The organism is Pseudomonas sp. LG1E9 (assembly GCF_003290225.1).
GTDB classification, from domain to species: Bacteria; Pseudomonadota; Gammaproteobacteria; order Pseudomonadales; family Pseudomonadaceae; genus Aquipseudomonas; species Aquipseudomonas cyclaminis.
Genome location: NZ_CP029983.1, coordinates 5970855 through 5987657, shown reverse-complemented (window position 1 = coordinate 5987657; position 16803 = coordinate 5970855). Strand labels below are relative to the sequence as shown.

The 16803-nt window shown below is 57.4% G+C and carries 13 protein-coding genes and 2 tRNA genes; 13 read left to right on the top strand and 2 right to left on the bottom strand.

The features are described 5' to 3' along the window. Positions 1-16: 16 nt before the first annotated feature. The 13 genes from glmM to DNK50_RS27390 all read left to right on the top strand — a co-directional run bounded on the left by glmM (position 17) and on the right by DNK50_RS27390 (position 12596). Positions 17-1354, top strand: a complete 1338-nt coding sequence (glmM, locus tag DNK50_RS27450) for a phosphoglucosamine mutase (RefSeq protein ID WP_112196763.1) — start codon at positions 17-19, stop codon at positions 1352-1354. A 66-nt stretch (positions 1355-1420) separates the two neighbouring features. Continuing rightward, positions 1421-2176, top strand: coding sequence for a triose-phosphate isomerase (tpiA, locus tag DNK50_RS27445; RefSeq protein WP_112196762.1), 756 nt, complete (start codon positions 1421-1423; stop codon positions 2174-2176). A 4-nt stretch (positions 2177-2180) separates the two neighbouring features. Continuing rightward, a complete protein-coding gene (gene secG, locus DNK50_RS27440; RefSeq protein ID WP_010206600.1) occupies positions 2181-2564 on the top strand; it encodes a preprotein translocase subunit SecG in 384 nt (127 codons plus the stop codon). A 22-nt stretch (positions 2565-2586) separates the two neighbouring features. Further along, a tRNA-Leu gene (locus tag DNK50_RS27435) sits at positions 2587-2672 on the top strand. Positions 2673-2768: 96 nt separating this feature from the next. Beyond that, positions 2769-2845, top strand: a tRNA-Met gene (locus DNK50_RS27430). Between the two features lie 140 nt (positions 2846-2985). Then, positions 2986-3444, top strand: a complete 459-nt coding sequence (gene rimP / locus DNK50_RS27425) for a ribosome maturation factor RimP (RefSeq protein WP_038843818.1) — start codon at positions 2986-2988, stop codon at positions 3442-3444. 47 nt (positions 3445-3491) lie between these two features. Beyond that, the gene (nusA, locus tag DNK50_RS27420) at positions 3492-4973 is read left to right on the top strand and encodes a transcription termination factor NusA (RefSeq protein ID WP_003212187.1); all 1482 of its coding nucleotides are present in this window, start codon (positions 3492-3494) and stop codon (positions 4971-4973) included. Positions 4974-5000: 27 nt separating this feature from the next. Then, positions 5001-7517, top strand: coding sequence for a translation initiation factor IF-2 (gene infB, locus DNK50_RS27415; RefSeq protein WP_099584793.1), 2517 nt, complete (start codon positions 5001-5003; stop codon positions 7515-7517). Between the two features lie 159 nt (positions 7518-7676). Continuing rightward, a complete protein-coding gene (gene rbfA, locus DNK50_RS27410) occupies positions 7677-8072 on the top strand; it encodes a 30S ribosome-binding factor RbfA (protein WP_003176137.1) in 396 nt (131 codons plus the stop codon). 3 nt (positions 8073-8075) lie between these two features. Beyond that, entirely contained in the window at positions 8076-8993 is a 918-nt protein-coding gene (gene truB / locus DNK50_RS27405) for a tRNA pseudouridine(55) synthase TruB (protein WP_099584794.1), read from the top strand. 115 nt (positions 8994-9108) lie between these two features. Beyond that, positions 9109-9378 carry a 30S ribosomal protein S15 gene (rpsO, locus tag DNK50_RS27400; RefSeq protein WP_003176135.1) on the top strand — a complete coding sequence of 90 codons (270 nt, stop codon included), beginning with the start codon at positions 9109-9111 and terminating at the stop codon, positions 9376-9378. 196 nt (positions 9379-9574) lie between these two features. Then, positions 9575-11680, top strand: a complete 2106-nt coding sequence (pnp, locus tag DNK50_RS27395) for a polyribonucleotide nucleotidyltransferase (protein WP_112196761.1) — start codon at positions 9575-9577, stop codon at positions 11678-11680. A 295-nt stretch (positions 11681-11975) separates the two neighbouring features. After that, positions 11976-12596, top strand: a complete 621-nt coding sequence (locus DNK50_RS27390) for a BON domain-containing protein (RefSeq protein WP_099584796.1) — start codon at positions 11976-11978, stop codon at positions 12594-12596. Between the two features lie 147 nt (positions 12597-12743). Here the strand turns inward: DNK50_RS27390 and DNK50_RS27385 are convergent, their stop codons facing one another. Together DNK50_RS27385 and DNK50_RS27380 are read right to left on the bottom strand one after the other, a co-directional pair. Beyond that, a complete protein-coding gene (locus DNK50_RS27385; RefSeq protein WP_112196760.1) occupies positions 12744-15677 on the bottom strand; it encodes a DUF748 domain-containing protein in 2934 nt (977 codons plus the stop codon). A gap of 87 nt (positions 15678-15764) precedes the next feature. After that, positions 15765-16781 carry a class I SAM-dependent rRNA methyltransferase gene (locus DNK50_RS27380; protein WP_112196759.1) on the bottom strand — a complete coding sequence of 339 codons (1017 nt, stop codon included), beginning with the start codon at positions 16779-16781 and terminating at the stop codon, positions 15765-15767. Positions 16782-16803 lie beyond the last annotated feature (22 nt).

The following is a 16803-nucleotide window of genomic DNA, read 5'->3' as shown; positions in this document are numbered from 1 at the left end:
GAATGATGGAGCACTTATGACTAAAAAATACTTTGGCACCGACGGGATCCGTGGTCGGGTCGGCGAATTTCCAATTACTCCTGATTTTATGCTCAAGCTGGGTTGGGCGGCGGGTATGGCCTTTCGCAGCATGGGCGCTTGTCGGATCCTGGTGGGCAAGGACACCCGAATCTCGGGGTACATGTTTGAATCTGCGCTTGAGGCAGGTTTGTCCGCCGCAGGTGCTGACGTGATGTTGCTAGGCCCTATGCCTACCCCGGCGATTGCATACCTGACGCGTACCTTCCACGCTGAAGCCGGTATTGTGATCAGCGCCTCGCACAACCCTCATGATGACAATGGCATCAAGTTTTTCTCGGGGCAGGGCACCAAGTTGCCGGACGAGATTGAGCTGATGATTGAAGAACTGTTGGACGCGCCGATGACGGTGGTCGAGTCCAGCAAGCTGGGCAAGGTTTCGCGGATCAATGACGCGTCGGGCCGGTATATTGAGTTCTGCAAGAGCAGCGTGCCAACCAGCACCAACTTTGCAGGCCTGAAGATTGTGATCGATTGCGCCCATGGTGCGACCTACAAAGTCGCCCCAAGCGTGTTCAAGGAATTGGGCGCAGATGTCACAGTGCTCTCGGCCCAGCCCAATGGATTGAACATCAACGAAAACTGCGGCTCCACCCATATGGGGCAGTTGCAGGCCGCTGTCCTGGCTGAGCATGCGGACCTCGGGATTGCCTTTGACGGTGATGGAGACCGCGTGCTGATGGTTGATCACACGGGGGCCGTGGTGGATGGCGATGACCTGTTGTTCATCATTGCTCGTGACCTGCACGAGCGTAACAAGCTCCAGGGCGGTGTCGTCGGTACGTTGATGAGCAATCTGGGGCTTGAGCTCGCATTGGCAGACTTGGGTATTCCTTTTGTCCGTGCCAACGTGGGTGATCGTTATGTGATTGCCGAGCTGCTGGAGCGTAATTGGCAGGTAGGCGGTGAAAACTCTGGGCACGTCGTATGCTTCCAGCACACCACCACGGGCGATGCGATTATCGCGGCTTTGCAGGTGTTGCTGGCTTTGCGTCGTCGTGAAGAGAGCTTGGCGCAGGCGCGTCAGGCTTTACGCAAATGTCCGCAAGTTTTGCTTAACGTGCATTTCTCGGGCGGCGAAAACCCGATCGAGCACCCTGCTGTCAAAGAGGCTTGCGAGCGCGTGACCCTGGCAATGGCGGGGCGCGGGCGGGTACTGCTGCGCAAGTCCGGCACAGAGCCTTTGGTGCGCGTTATGGTCGAAGGTGACGACGAAATACAGGTTCGCGGCCACGCCGAAGACCTGGCAAAACTGGTAACTGAAGTTTGCGCCTGAATTCGGCTTGCCAGTAATGATGTGGTTGGGTAACATCTGCGCCCACTTTGACCGACGAGGTACAGCATGCGTCGCACTATGGTAGCTGGTAACTGGAAGATGCACGGTACCCGCGCCAGTGTCGCTGAGCTGATCAATGGCCTTCGTCACCTGGCCTTGCCTAGCGGTGTTGATGTCGCGGTTTTCCCGCCTTGCTTGCACATCACCCAAGTGGTTGATGGCTTGAAAGGTAAGTCGATTCAGGTCGGCGCGCAGAATTCTGCGGTGGAGGCCATGCAAGGTGCGTTGACCGGTGAGATTGCACCGAGTCAGCTGGTCGATGCGGGTTGTTCCTATGTGCTTGTTGGGCACTCCGAGCGTCGTCAGATGATGGGCGAGCGTGATGGAACACTCAATCGCAAGTTCGCAGCGGCACAGGCTTGTGGCTTGATTCCAGTGTTGTGCATAGGCGAGACCCTAGAGCAGCGCGAATCAGGCAAGACTCTTGAAGTTGTCTCGCGTCAGTTGGGCAGCATCATCGAGGATCTGGGTGTTGGTGCGTTTGCAAAGGCGGTAATTGCTTACGAGCCGGTCTGGGCCATTGGTACCGGGCTGACTGCTACACCGCAACAGGCGCAGGATGTGCACGCAGCCATCCGCGCGCAGTTGGCGGCAGAGAATTCTGAAATCGCACAAGGTGTGCGGCTTCTATACGGCGGCAGCGTGAAGGCGGCCAATGCGGTCGAACTGTTCGGCATGCCGGATATCGATGGGGGGCTCATTGGTGGAGCTTCCCTGAATGCAGATGAGTTCGGTGCGATCTGTCGCGCCGCGGGAAACTGAAAAAATGCTGGAAACAGTCGTAGTCGTTTTTCATCTGTTGGCTGCCCTGGGCGTAGTTGCCCTGGTTTTGTTGCAACAGGGTAAAGGTGCGGATGCTGGTGCGTCTTTCGGTGCAGGTGCTTCAAATACTGTGTTCGGAAGCCAAGGTTCCTCTACCTTTCTTAGTAAGTTTACTGCTATACTTGCCGCCGGTTTCTTCATAACCAGCTTAGGGTTAGGTTACTTTGCTAAAGAGAAAGCTCATGTGCTGACTCAAGTAGGTTTGCCAAACCCAGCAGTGTTGGAAGTTCCAAAAGCAAAACCGGCTTCTGATGATGTCCCGGTGCTTCAAGAGCAAAAGTCGGCTACTCCAGCGACTGACGTACCTCCAGCTCAAGAGCAGAAGTAAGAAGGGTTGTAAGTGCTGTATTGCCGAGGTGGTGGAATTGGTAGACACGCAACCTTGAGGTGGTTGTGCCCATAGGGTGTAGGGGTTCGAGTCCCCTTCTCGGTACCAATTATCAGAAGAGCCCGCTGTTGCGGGCTTTTTTGTAGGTGGAAGGTTACATTGACCCTGTAAGGGATCGGTCGTATACTTCCGCCCCAGCTTTGTCGCGGGGTGGAGCAGTCTGGTAGCTCGTCGGGCTCATAACCCGAAGGTCGTCGGTTCAAATCCGGCCCCCGCAACCAGTTTTAGCGGAGCCCCTTTTAAGGGGCTTTTTGTTAGCTGGACACTTTCAACGCCGCTGTTCGACGGCGTTTCAAGGATGGGCGTTTCGCCCATTTTTTTATTTTGCACAGCATGCACATACATGCACGAGGGGGTTCAGGTGTCGAGCAAGCTAGAAGAGTTGCAGGCCTTGCTGGCCCCGGTGGTCGTGGCCCTAGGCTATGAATGCTGGGGTATTGAGTTTTCGGCTCAAGGTCGCCACTCAATGTTGCGCGTTTATATCGATAAAGAGGGCGGTGTGCTGGTGGACGATTGTGCCATTGTCAGCCGTCAGATCAGCGGTGTCCTGGATGTTGAAGATCCAATTTCCGTTGAATACACCCTCGAAGTTTCCTCGCCAGGCATGGAACGCCCACTGTTCACTATTGAGCAGTTTGCAAAATTTGCCGGTGAACAAGTGAAGATCAAGCTGCGGTCTCCTTTTGAAGGGCGACGCAACTTTCAGGGCCTTCTGCGCGGTGTAGAAGAACAGGATGTCGTGGTGCAGGTAGAAGACCATGAGTTCCTGTTGCCGATCGATATGATCGACAAGGCCAACATTATTCCCAGTTTTGACTGAGACGCGGATCCCGCGGATCCAATGGCTTGCGAAAGGCGAGGCGTACGATGAGCAAAGAAGTACTGCTGGTTGTTGAGTCGGTATCCAATGAAAAGGGCGTACCGGCAAACGTGATTTTTGAAGCGCTGGAGCTGGCCCTGGCCACTGCTACCAAAAAGCGTTTTGAAGACGAAGTTGATCTGCGTGTGGAAATTAACCGCCACACCGGTGCCTATGAGACTTTCCGTCGCTGGACGGTCGTCGAAGAAGCCGATCTTGATGATCCGGCCATCGAAACCTGGCCAAGCAAGGTTGCTGAAACGCACCCGGGCGCCCAGGTCGGTGATGTCGTCGAAGAAAAGATCGAATCCATCGAGTTCGGCCGTATTGCTGCACAGACCGCCAAACAGGTGATCGTGCAAAAGGTTCGCGAAGCTGAGCGCGCTCAAGTTGTCGACGCTTATCGCGAGCGCCTGGGTGAAATCATCTCCGGCACCGTGAAAAAAGTGACCCGCGACAATGTGATCGTCGACTTGGGCAACAACGCCGAAGCGTTGCTGGCCCGCGAAGACATCATCTCTCGCGAAACCTTCCGTGTCGGCGTGCGTCTGCGTGCGCTGCTCAAGGAAATCCGCACCGAGAACCGCGGCCCTCAGTTGATCCTGTCGCGTACCGCGCCGGAAATGCTGATCGAGCTGTTCCGTATCGAAGTGCCGGAAATCGCCGAAGGCCTGATTGAAGTCATGGCTGCGTCCCGCGACCCGGGCTCGCGCGCCAAGATCGCGGTCCGCTCCAAGGACAAACGCATCGACCCGCAGGGTGCTTGCATTGGTATGCGCGGTTCGCGCGTCCAGGCAGTGTCGGGCGAATTGGGCGGTGAGCGTGTGGACATCGTCCTGTGGGACGATAACCCGGCGCAGTTCGTGATCAACGCAATGTCGCCTGCTGAAGTGGCGGCAATTATCGTTGACGAAGATGCCCATGCAATGGACATCGCCGTTGGCGCAGACAATCTGGCTCAGGCCATTGGTCGTGGTGGTCAGAACGTGCGTCTGGCCAGCCAACTGACCGGTTGGACCCTGAACGTGATGACCGAATCGGACATCCAGGCTAAGCAGCAAGCTGAAACCGGTGACATCCTGCGCAACTTCATCGACGAGTTGGAAGTCGACGAAGACCTGGCACAGGTGCTGGTAGATGAAGGCTTTACCAGCCTGGAAGAGATTGCCTACGTACCGTTGGAAGAAATGCTCAACATCGACGGCTTTGACGAAGACACCGTCAACGAGCTTCGCGCTCGGGCCAAGGATCGTTTGTTGACTAAAGCCATCGCTACTGAGGAAAAGCTGGCAGACGCCCATCCGGCCGAAGACCTGCTCTCGCTTGAGGGTATGGACAAGGATTTGGCGATGGAACTGGCGGTGCGCGGCGTAATTACCCGCGAAGACCTGGCCGAGCAGTCTATTGACGACCTGCTCGACATCGACGGCATTGACGATGATCGTGCCGGCAAGTTGATCATGGCCGCCCGAGCCCATTGGTTCGAGTAATTAGGCGCGGCCTGAGGAGAGAAGTGCATGACGCAAGTCACGGTGAAACAACTGGCCGATGAGGTCAAAACACCGGTAGAGCGCCTGTTGCAGCAGATGCGTGAGGCAGGTCTGCCGCACACCGCCGCCGATGAAGGTGTGAGCGATAGTGAGAAGCAGTCTTTGCTGACTCACTTGAAGAGCAGCCACAAGGCGAAAGTGGAAGAACCGCGCAAGATTACATTGCAGCGCAAAACTACCAGCACCCTGCGTGTTGCTGGTAGCAAGAGCATCAGCGTTGAAGTACGCAAGAAAAAAGTCTTCGTACAGCGCAGCCCGGAAGAAATCGAAGCCGAGCGCAAACGCGAACTGGATGAACGTCGCGCAGTAGAAAATGCTGCTCGTCAGAAGGCTGAAGAAGAATCCAAGCGTCGCGCCGAAGAAGAAGCGCGCCGTCAGCCTGCTGCTGCGCAAACTGCTTCGACTGATGCGGTCGCTGCTCCCGCAGAAGCTGTGCGTGAGGCCGCTCCGGTTGCCGCTGCACCAGCACCTGCTGCCGATGCCCGCAAGCGCGAGGAACCTCGTCGTCCGGACAAACCACGTGCCGACGATAACAATCGTCGCGGTGGCGGTGGCGATGGCGAGCGCAAAAACGCTCCGCATCGCGCTTCGGTCAAAGAGAAAGCGCCTGCGCCACGCGTTGCCCCACGTACTACCGACGAAGAAAGCGATGGCTTCCGTCGTGGTGGTCGCGGCAAGGCCAAGCTGAAGAAGCGCAACGCCCACGGTTTCCAGAGCCCAACCGGCCCTGTCGTGCGTGATGTGCAGATCGGCGAGACCATCACTGTTGGCGATCTCGCCAACCAGATGTCGGTCAAGGCTGCTGAAATCATCAAGTTCATGTTCAAACTGGGTACTCCAGCGACCATCAACCAGGTGCTTGATCAGGAAACTGCTCAGCTGGTAGCCGAAGAACTGGGCCACAAAGTGACCCTGGTCAGCGACACCGCTCTGGAAGATTCCCTGGCAGAGTCCCTGAAGTTTGAAGGTGAGACGTTCTCCCGCGCGCCAGTTGTGACCGTAATGGGCCACGTTGACCATGGTAAGACGTCGCTGCTCGACTATATCCGTCGTGCCAAGGTAGCTGCTGGCGAAGCCGGCGGTATCACCCAGCACATCGGTGCATACCACGTTGAAACCGAGCGCGGCATGGTCACCTTCCTCGACACCCCTGGTCACGCCGCGTTTACCGCAATGCGTGCCCGTGGTGCCAAGGCGACTGACATCGTGATCCTGGTAGTTGCAGCGGACGACGGCGTGATGCCGCAGACCATTGAAGCTGTCCAGCACGCCAAGGCCGCTGGTGTTCCACTGGTTGTTGCCGTGAACAAAATCGACAAGCCGGGCGCCGATCTTGATCGCATCCGTAGCGAACTGTCGGTTCACGGCGTGACGTCTGAAGAGTGGGGCGGTGATACGCCGTTCGTTTCGGTTTCGGCGAAAGTCGGTACTGGCGTGGACGAACTGCTCGAAGCGGTCCTGCTGCAAGCTGAAGTACTCGAACTGAAAGCAACCCCATCGGCCCCAGGTCGTGGCGTTGTGGTTGAATCGCGTCTCGACAAAGGTCGTGGCCCGGTTGCAACCGTTCTGGTTCAAGACGGTACCCTGCGCCAAGGCGACATGGTCCTGGTCGGTTCGAACTATGGCCGTGTACGTGCCATGCTCGACGAGAACGGCAAGCCAATCAAGGAAGCCGGTCCTTCCATCCCTGTCGAGATCCTCGGCCTGGACGGTACCCCGGACGCTGGCGACGAGATGAGCGTGCTGTCGGACGAGAAGAAAGCCCGTGAAGTGGCTCTGTTCCGTCAAGGCAAGTTCCGCGAAGTCAAACTGGCTCGCGCTCACGCCGGCAAGCTGGAAAACATCTTCGAGAACATGGGCCAGGCAGAGAAGAAGACGCTGAATATCGTCCTCAAATCTGACGTTCGTGGTTCCCTCGAAGCGTTGAACGGCGCCTTGAATGGCCTGGGTAACGACGAAGTGCAAGTGCGTGTTGTGGGTGGCGGTGTCGGTGGTATCACCGAATCCGACGCTAACCTGGCACTGGCTTCCAACGCTGTATTGTTCGGCTTCAACGTGCGTGCCGATGCTGGCGCACGGAAGATCGTCGAGCAGGAAGGCCTGGACATGCGTTACTACAACGTCATCTACGACATCATCGAAGACGTCAAGAAAGCCCTCACCGGCATGCTTGGCAGCGACGTTCGGGAAAATATCCTGGGTATCGCCGAGGTGCGTGACGTGTTCCGCTCGCCGAAATTCGGTGCAATCGCCGGTTGCATGGTTATCGAGGGTACTGTGTACCGTAACCGTCCGATCCGTGTACTGCGTGAAGACATCGTTATCTTCGAAGGCGAGCTGGAATCCCTGCGCCGCTTCAAGGATGACGCTTCCGAAGTACGTGCCGGCATGGAATGCGGTATCGGCGTCAAGAGCTACAACGACGTCAAGCCTGGCGACAAGATCGAAGTCTACGAGAAGGTTCAGGTTGCTCGCAGCCTCTAACTCGCGCACTTCCGGAGCCACGTCGCGTGTGGGCATGCAAATGCCCCGCGCAGCGTACGGACTCTAAACGCAACGCCCGGTCTGGCTTTTGTCAGGCCGGGCGTTTGCCGCTTTCAGACCCCACGGGTTTCACCGTGTGGCAGTAACAGGTAACAAGACATGGCAAAAGAATACAGCCGTACCCAACGTATCGGCGATCAGATGCAGCGCGAGCTGGCCCAACTGATCCGTCGCGAAGTCAAAGACCCGCGCGTTGGCCTGGTCACTATCACCGCCGTTGAAGTGAGCCGTGACGTGGGTCACGCCAAGATCTTCATCACTGTGATGGGGCAGGACAACAGCGAAGAAATCGCACAAAGCATCAAGGTGCTCAACTCTGCCGCCGGTTTCCTGCGCATGCAGTTGGCCCGCGAAATGAAGTTGCGCAGTGTTCCGCAGTTGCACTTCCACTACGACGAAAGCGTCGTGCGTGGTGCGCACCTGTCGGCGTTGATCGAGCGCGCCGTGGCTGAAGACAGCCAGCATCCGTCCACACCTGAAGACGCCAAGGAGTAAGCGGTGGCTCAGGTCAAACGTATCCGTCGCAACGTCAGCGGCATCATTCTGCTCGACAAGCCCATTGGCTTTACCTCCAATGCCGCGTTGCAGAAGGTCCGCTGGCTGCTCAATGCCGAGAAAGCCGGGCATACCGGTAGCCTCGATCCCCTGGCTACCGGCGTACTGCCGTTGTGCTTTGGCGAAGCGACCAAGTTCTCGCAATACCTGCTGGATTCCGACAAGGGTTACGAAACCCTGATGCAACTGGGCAAGACCACCACCACGGCGGATGCCGAAGGTGATGTTTTGCAGGTTCGCGAGGTGACCGTTGGTCGTGCTGATATCGAAGCCGCTTTACCCGCTTTTCGTGGGCAAATCAGTCAGATACCGCCGATGTACTCGGCTCTCAAACGTGACGGGCAGCCACTTTACAAGCTGGCACGTGCGGGCGAAGTAGTGGAGCGTGAACCGCGTTCTGTTACTATTGCGCGCTTGGAATTGCTCGCCTGTGAAGGTGAAACCGCACGCCTGGCCGTGGACTGCAGCAAAGGCACCTATATCCGTACCCTGGTGGAAGATATTGGTGAACAGCTCGGTTGCGGCGCGTACGTTGCAGAACTGCGACGCACCCAGGCCGGACCTTTCAGCCTCGCTCAGACGGTCACGCTGGAAGAGTTGGAAGCGGTACACGCCGAAGGCGGCAATGAAGCGGTTGATCGCTTCCTGATGCCATCGGACAGCGGTTTGCTGGATTGGCCGTTGCTGCACTTCTCGGAGCACAGCGCGTTCTACTGGCTCAACGGCCAGCCGGTACGTGCCCCGGATGCTCCGAAGTTCGGCATGGTGCGGGTACAGGATCATAACGGTCGCTTTATCGGTATCGGTGAAGTGAGCGAAGACGGGCGCATCGCGCCGCGTAGACTGATTCGGTCAGAATGACCGGACGAGTGTGGCTGTTAACAGGCACGGTCAACACTCATTTTTAGATACAGGGATTTGTCCCTGGCCTGTTGAAACTGCCCTTTGGGTGGTTTCCTGAAAAAAGGATTGCCTCATGGCTCTCGACGTTCAAGAAAAAGCACAAATCGTTGCTGACTATCAGCAAGCTGTTGGTGACACTGGTTCGCCAGAAGTGCAAGTTGCACTGCTGACCCACAACATCAACAAGCTGCAAGGTCACTTCAAGGCCAACGGTAAAGATCACCACTCCCGTCGTGGTCTGATCCGCATGGTAAACCAGCGTCGTAAGCTGCTGGATTACCTGAAAGGCAAGGATCTGGGTCGTTATCAGGCTCTGATCGGTCGCCTGGGTCTGCGTCGCTAATAAGCGATTGCGCTAGAGGTTGGTTGTCTGCCGTGTGTCATCGGGATTCCCGTTGGCTCATGGTAGGCTCCCAGCCTCAAGTTTTATCTGGATACACGTTTTACCCCCTGGACAAGGGTCGGGCCGATTCCCGACATTGCCCAAGAATTTCGCAAGAAAACAAGTTCCCCAAGAGCCACAAAGAAGGTAGGACACCGTGAACCCGGTTATCAAAAAATTCCAGTTCGGTCAGTCGACCGTTACCCTTGAGACAGGCCGTATCGCCCGTCAAGCCTCCGGCGCAGTGCTGGTTACCGTTGATGACGACGTTACCGTATTGGTGACCGTTGTTGGCGCCAAGACCGCTGATTCGAGCAAGGGCTTCTTCCCTCTTTCTGTTCATTACCAGGAAAAGACTTACGCTGCCGGTAAGATCCCTGGCGGTTTCTTCAAGCGTGAAGGTCGTCCTTCCGAGAAAGAAACCCTGACTTCCCGACTGATCGACCGTCCGATCCGTCCGCTGTTCCCTGAAGGCTTCATGAACGAAGTGCAGGTTGTCTGCACCGTCGTTTCCACCAGCAAGAAAACCGATCCGGACGTTGCTGCAATGATCGGTACGTCGGCTGCCCTGGCGATCTCCGGTATTCCTTTCGATGGCCCGATCGGCGCTGCCCGCGTTGCTTTCCACGAAAGCACCGGCTACCTGCTGAACCCGACTTACGAGCAACAGAAAGCATCGAGCCTGGACATGGTCGTTGCCGGTACCTCGGAAGCCGTATTGATGGTTGAATCGGAAGCCAAAGAGCTGACCGAAGACCAGATGCTGGGCGCCGTACTGTTTGCTCACGACGAATTCCAGGTTGTGATCAACGCAGTTAAAGAACTGGCTGCCGAAGCTGCCAAGCCTACTTGGGCCTGGGCTCCACAAGCCGAAGCTACCGAACTGCTGGGCGCTATCCGCTCCGAGTTCGGCGCTGCCATCTCCGACGCCTACACCATCACCGTCAAGGCCGACCGTTACGCTCGCCTGGGCGAGCTGAAGGATCAGGTTGTAGCCAAGCTGTCCGGTGAAGAAGGCCAGCCTTCTTCCAGCGAAGTCAAAGCTGCATTCGGTGAAATCGAATACCGCACCGTTCGCGAAAACATCGTTAACGGCAAGCCACGTATCGACGGTCGTGACACCCGCACCGTACGTCCGCTGAACATCGAAGTCGGCGTTCTGCCGAAGACCCACGGTTCGGCACTGTTCACCCGTGGTGAAACTCAGGCTCTGGTAGTTGCGACCCTGGGTACCGCCCGTGACGCACAGCTGCTGGACACCCTGGAAGGCGAGAAAAAAGACCCGTTCATGCTGCACTACAACTTCCCTCCGTTCTCGGTGGGCGAGTGTGGTCGTATGGGTGGTGCTGGTCGTCGCGAAATCGGTCACGGCCGTCTGGCCCGTCGTTCGATTTCCGCAATGTTGCCTGCTGCTGACGTGTTCCCGTACACCATCCGTGTTGTGTCGGAAATCACTGAATCCAACGGTTCCAGCTCCATGGCTTCCGTTTGCGGTGCTTCCCTGGCCCTGATGGACGCCGGTGTACCGATGAAGGCACCGGTTGCCGGTATCGCCATGGGTCTGGTTAAAGAAGGCGAGAAGTTCGCCATCCTGACCGACATCCTGGGCGACGAAGACCACCTGGGCGACATGGACTTCAAAGTAGCCGGTACCGCTAAAGGTGTTACCGCGCTGCAGATGGACATCAAGATCAAAGGCATCACCGAAGAAATCATGGAGATCGCTCTGGGCCAAGCCCTGGAAGCGCGCCTGAACATTCTCGGCCAGATGAACCAGATCATTGGCCAGTCGCGTACCGAGCTGTCGGAAAATGCTCCGACCATGATCGCGATGAAAATCGACACCGACAAAATCCGTGATGTTATCGGTAAAGGTGGCGCGACCATCCGTGCGATCTGCGAAGAAACCAAGGCTTCGATCGACATCGAAGACGACGGCTCGATCAAGATCTTCGGCGAAACCAAGGAAGCGGCTGAAGCTGCACGTCAGCGCGTCCTGGGCATCACCGCTGAAGCCGAGATCGGCAAGATCTACGTGGGTAAGGTTGAGCGCATCGTCGACTTCGGCGCATTCGTCAACATCCTGCCGGGCAAAGACGGTCTGGTTCACATCTCCATGCTGAGCGACGCTCGTGTTGAGAAAGTGACCGACATTCTGAAAGAAGGCCAGGAAGTGGAAGTGCTGGTACTGGACGTGGACAACCGCGGCCGTATCAAGCTGTCCATCAAGGACGTAGCAGCAGCCAAGGCTTCGGGCGTTTAATTACCCGCAGGTTTAAGCTGAACAAAAGGACCCTTCGGGGTCCTTTTTTCATGGGCGCGGGAAAGTGAAGCGAAATCAGCCGTTTAGCCCAATGCAAAAGCCGCAACTTGCATGCAGGCACGACGGCCTTCATGCAAGTTGCACGATTCCGGAAATATTCAATATTCATAAGTCGTTGTTTTATAAGGGTTTAATTGAAGGCTTCGACTTGGCACACTGCCTGCAATATCCCTGTTAACGCTGCAGCATCAAGGTTCACGTACTGCAGACTTTTAATAAAACAGGAGTTACTCGTATGAAGAAGTTCGCTCTCGCTACTGCTACCGCTCTGACTCTGGCCATGGGTGCTAACGTAGCCTTTGCTCAGACTTCCCAAGCCCCTATGACGTTGGCGGCTGGCGAAGCTACCAAGGCCAAGGAAAGCGTTTCGGATACTTGGATCACCACCAAAGTCAAATCCGACCTGCTGACCGAAAAGGGCATTCCTGGTTCGGACATCAAGGTTGAAACCAACAAAGGCGTGGTTTCCCTGTCCTCGACAGTCGCTATCTCTGACGCACAGAAAGCTACTGCTGTCGCGATCACCAAAAAGATCAAAGGCGTCACTGCTGTTTCCGCTGATGGCCTGATGGCTGGCGGTGCTACCAAAGCAGATGGCATCGACAAAACCAAAGGCGCAGCCCATGACGCCAAGGAAACCACCAGCGACACTTGGATCACCACCAAGGTAAAAGCTGACCTGGTTACCGAAAAGGGTATTCCTGGCACCGACATCAAGGTCGAAACCAATAAAGGCGTTGTTTCCCTGTCGTCGACCGTAGCCGTTAGCGAAGCGCAGAAAACCACTGCTGTAGCGATTACCAAGAAAATCAAAGGCGTTAAAGCTGTCTCGGCCGATGGCCTGAAAGCAGAGTAACGCTGGACAGTTCGTTTGACTTAAGCGGCGGCCACGAGTGAGCTAGATATCCACTCAATGCACCTCTAAGGTTCATGCGACCGACCACACGGATGTGGTCAACTCAGGCCCCGGCACTAGTGTCGGGGCCTGTTCTATTGGGCCAGGTTATTCGGCATCCAGGTGCATGAGCGTTACCACACGGCCATCTTTCTCCGCCTGGCCCAGGTTGGCATCAATAAAGTACACGCGGTCGTCTTCCAGCTGGCCCTTGTCCACCAGGTAATCCTTGATGGTGCTGGCACGATCCTGGCCGAGTTGACGCAGCAGCACGTCGCTATTGCTCCAGAACTTGATCACGCCGTCACGCAGCTTGGCTGACCGGTCATCGCGGCTCAGGTCTTTCCACTCCGCAGGTGGCTGTTGTTTCACGCGGGTACGGTAAATGCCTTCGAGCAACGGTGCTTTTTCGCTTTCCGGAACGACCAGCAACGACGCCTGAGCCGGGACTTTATCGCCGCGGCGCTGGAGGATTTTGTAGTAGTTGTACTGGTATTCGCGTTCCAGGCGTTCGGCGGCCAGGAAAGGGCCGTCGCTGCTGGCAGCCGCTGTGCCTTCAATTTCCAGGCGTAGGGCTGGGCGTTCCTTGAGTGCCTTGGCCAGTGTGTTCAGCGCGCTCTCGGCGTCTTTGCTCAACTCGCTGGAACCCGGGGCGAAGGACACATTGCCCAAGTCCTCCGAGCCGCCCCCGGTGACCAACCCGCCGATAAACTTGAACGGCGCTGTCGCTGCACGGACCACCAGGTTACGCAGGGTCTGCCACACAATCGGCATCACGCTGAATTGCGGGTTGTTCAGGTCGCCAGTAACCGGCAGCTCGATCGAGATCTTGCCGTCGGTGTCCTTGAGCAAGGCGATTGCCAGACGAATCGGCAAGTCCACGGCATCGGCGCTGTCGACCTTCTCACCCAGTTGCAGTTGCTCGACCACCACCTTGTTCTCGGCCTTCAACTGGCCTTTGGTGATCACGTAGTGCAGGTCGAGGTTCAGGCGGCCCTTGCGGATACGGAAGCCGGCGAACTTGCCTGAATAAGGCGTCAATGTGGTCAGCTCAACGCGTTTGAAACTGGTGGCGATGTCCAGCGCTGACATCGGGTCAAACGGGTTTACGCTGCCTTTGATCGTCACCGGCGCGTAGCGGTCCACCTTGCCCTTGATATCGACGCTGGCCGGTTTGGCCTGACGGCTGTCAATCGTGCCGATCTGTCCGTTGAGCTGTTGAATGGCGGTGGCGAAGTTGGGTGTAAGACTGAAGTCGGCAAAATTGGCCGAGCCGTCGTTGATAGCAATCTGCCCGATACGAATGCCCAGGGGTTTATCGTTGCTCGCAGCAGGCTTGGCCGCCGATTTGGCGCCTGTGTCGGCTGGCTGCGGGATCAGCAGGTCGTCGACGTTGGTGGTGCGGTCATCGTTGATCATGAACCGCGCATAGGGTTGCAACAGGTTGACCTTGTCGATCGACAGGCTGTTGCCGTGCTGATAGTTCAGACCCTCGACGACCAGACGCTGCCATTTGAGGAAGTCACGGGTCTTCAGGGTGTCCAAGGTGTGCAACTGGTCAACCTGCGCCCGCCCGGTAATCTGCAGCGCCAGGGGCTCGGTGCTTTTCAGGTTCACGTCGAGGTCACTGCCGAGCATGCCACTACGAAGTTCAAGACGGATAAACGGGCTGATATAGGACTGGGCGACCCGCAGGTCGATGTCCTTGGTGGTGACCTTCAACTTGGCGCTGACCGGGTTGAGGTTGACTTCGCCGGTTGCCTGGATCTTGCCTTGCTTGCCCAGGCCGCTGTCGACCTTGAGGGTGAATGGGCTCTGGTTGAGGCTGTCGAAATTCTGTACATCGACATTCAGCGGGCCCAGCTCCAGCGCTACGGCTGGTTTGACCTGTCGGTCGGCCAAGTGCACTTGATAGTTGCGCAGTTGCACGTCCTTGAGCAGCACCTGCCAAGGTTTGCTTGGCGCAGCGGGTGCAGGCTTTGGCGAATCGGCGGTGGCGGGCGCCGTGGCTGGCTCCGGCGCCTTGGCTGGCTTGCTCGGTTGGCTGGCGAACAGTTTCTGCCAGTCCAGTTGCCCATCGGCTTCACGGGCGGCCCAGGTTTCCAGTTTGTTGCTGCGGATCTTGCCGACCACCACTTGTTGCTTGGCCAGGTCCACTGTGGTCTCGCTGACGTCCAGGCGCTCCAGGCGCACCAGCGGGCGGCCATCCGGCGCCTTGATGGCGAACGGCGCGATGCTGGCGGCTGTGTTTGTCAGGTTCAGCTCGGTTTCTTTGGCCAGGCTGAATTTATAGTCGGTACTGAAGTTGAGCACACCGTCTTCGAGGACCAGGGGCAGCGCGTCACGCACATACGGCCACCAGGCTTTCATCTTGCCGTCAGTGACCTTCAGCGTACCTTCGGACGTGATCGGCACCAGGCTGAAGTTGCCTTTCCAATCGATCTGCCCGCCCTCAGGGCCAGCCGCGACCAGGGTCATGTCGGCATTGTCTTCAGGCAAGGTGCTGAGGTTTTTGAGCTCAAAGTCGAGTTTGTCGTAGAGAAATTCGATCGGTTCGCTGGGGCGTAGATCCTGGAAGTGCACATAACCGCCGGCCAGCTTGATGCTGTCGATACGCAGTGGGAACGGCTTGGCGTCGGGATCGGCGGGGGACGGTTCGCTCGCAGGCAATTTGAGCAACTGCGCCAGGTTCAATTGGCCAGACTTGTCGAACAGCAGCTCGGTCTTGGGCTGATCCAATTGCACATCGGCCAGATGCAGTGCGCGGGTCCACAGGCTGTCGATCTGCAGGTTGGCGTAAAGGCGCTCAAAACCTACCTGTTCCTTGCCGGGTTCACCAATCTTCAGGCCCCATGCGGTGACTTCCAGGCTGAACGGATTGAGCTCGATGCGCTCGATCCGCGCCGGCACCGTGGCGTAATTGGCCAGTTGTTGGTTGGCAATGCGAAGGGCGATGCCCGGCAGAATCAAAAAGCCCAGCAAGCTGTACAGGGCAAGGGCGGTCAACAAGGCGCCAGTGGCGCGAATCAATCCTTTGGACATGGGGCGGCGCCATCTATATCGAACAGGAGTGCCTTGGAGTATGGCACGGGTTTTCGGTTCCGAAGAACCGGGGCTTTGGGACGTGTCCTACAGCTGGAGTATCAGTGTTTTCAGGGGTGGCTGCTGATCCTGTGAAGGAAAGTCCGCCCCCGGTGTCATGATTTGCCAGTCGCGCACGGGGCGCCCGGCTTTTTCCGCACAGCGCAAGACCTGTTCGCGCCAATCCTCCATGCTGACTTTTGCCAGGTTGTTGCAGCAAATCAGCACGCCGTTATCCGCCGTCGCGAGCAGTGCGGGCTTGAGCAGGCTCTGGTAGTCGCGCAACAGGTCGACGGTGCCGAAGGCGCTCTTGGCCCAGGCCGGAGGATCGAGCAGCACCAAGTCATATTGACGCTGTTCAAGACGCGGGTAGCTCGGCAGTTTCTGCCCGCGCCGTTGGGTAATCGGCAGCCCGGCCAGTTGGCGAATCGCCGGGAAGTAGTCGGACTGCACAAACGCCATGCTCGGCAGTTTTGGGTTGAGCAGGCCGTTTTCACGCCCGACCGCCAGGTTGCCTTCAGCGAAGTCCAGGTTGCACACCTCACTCGCGCCACCGGCCGCGGCGCTCAGGCCCACGCCGCAGGTGTAGGCGAACAGGTTCAGCACGCTTTTGCCGGCGCTGTGCTCTTTGACCCAGCCGCGTGTATTGCGCAGGTCGAGGAACAGTAAAGGATCCTGCCCGGCATGGCGGCCACGCACACGGTAATTGAGGCCCCATTCGTGGCCGACCAGGTCTTCCAGTGCTGCGGGTTCGGCGCGATAGACCGTGTCTTCGCGGTCGATCCGCGAGTTGCCATGGGAGCGGTCGTTGTAGACCAGCAGCAACTCCAGGCCCAGGTACTGGTTGATCAGTTGATGCAGGTCCAGCAGGTCTGCTGTTTCCAGCGACTGATGGAAACTCTGCACCAGCAACTGCGGGCCGTAGCGGTCGATGGTCAGGCCGCCGGCACCTTCCTGGCTACCGTGGAACAGGCGATAGCAATCGGTGCCTTGGGCGTGCAGCTCGTTGATCAGGTCTTGGCGATGATCGAGGGCGGCGCGCAGCGCCTGATTCAAGGGAGACATGGAGCGCGCCTGGCTGTAAATG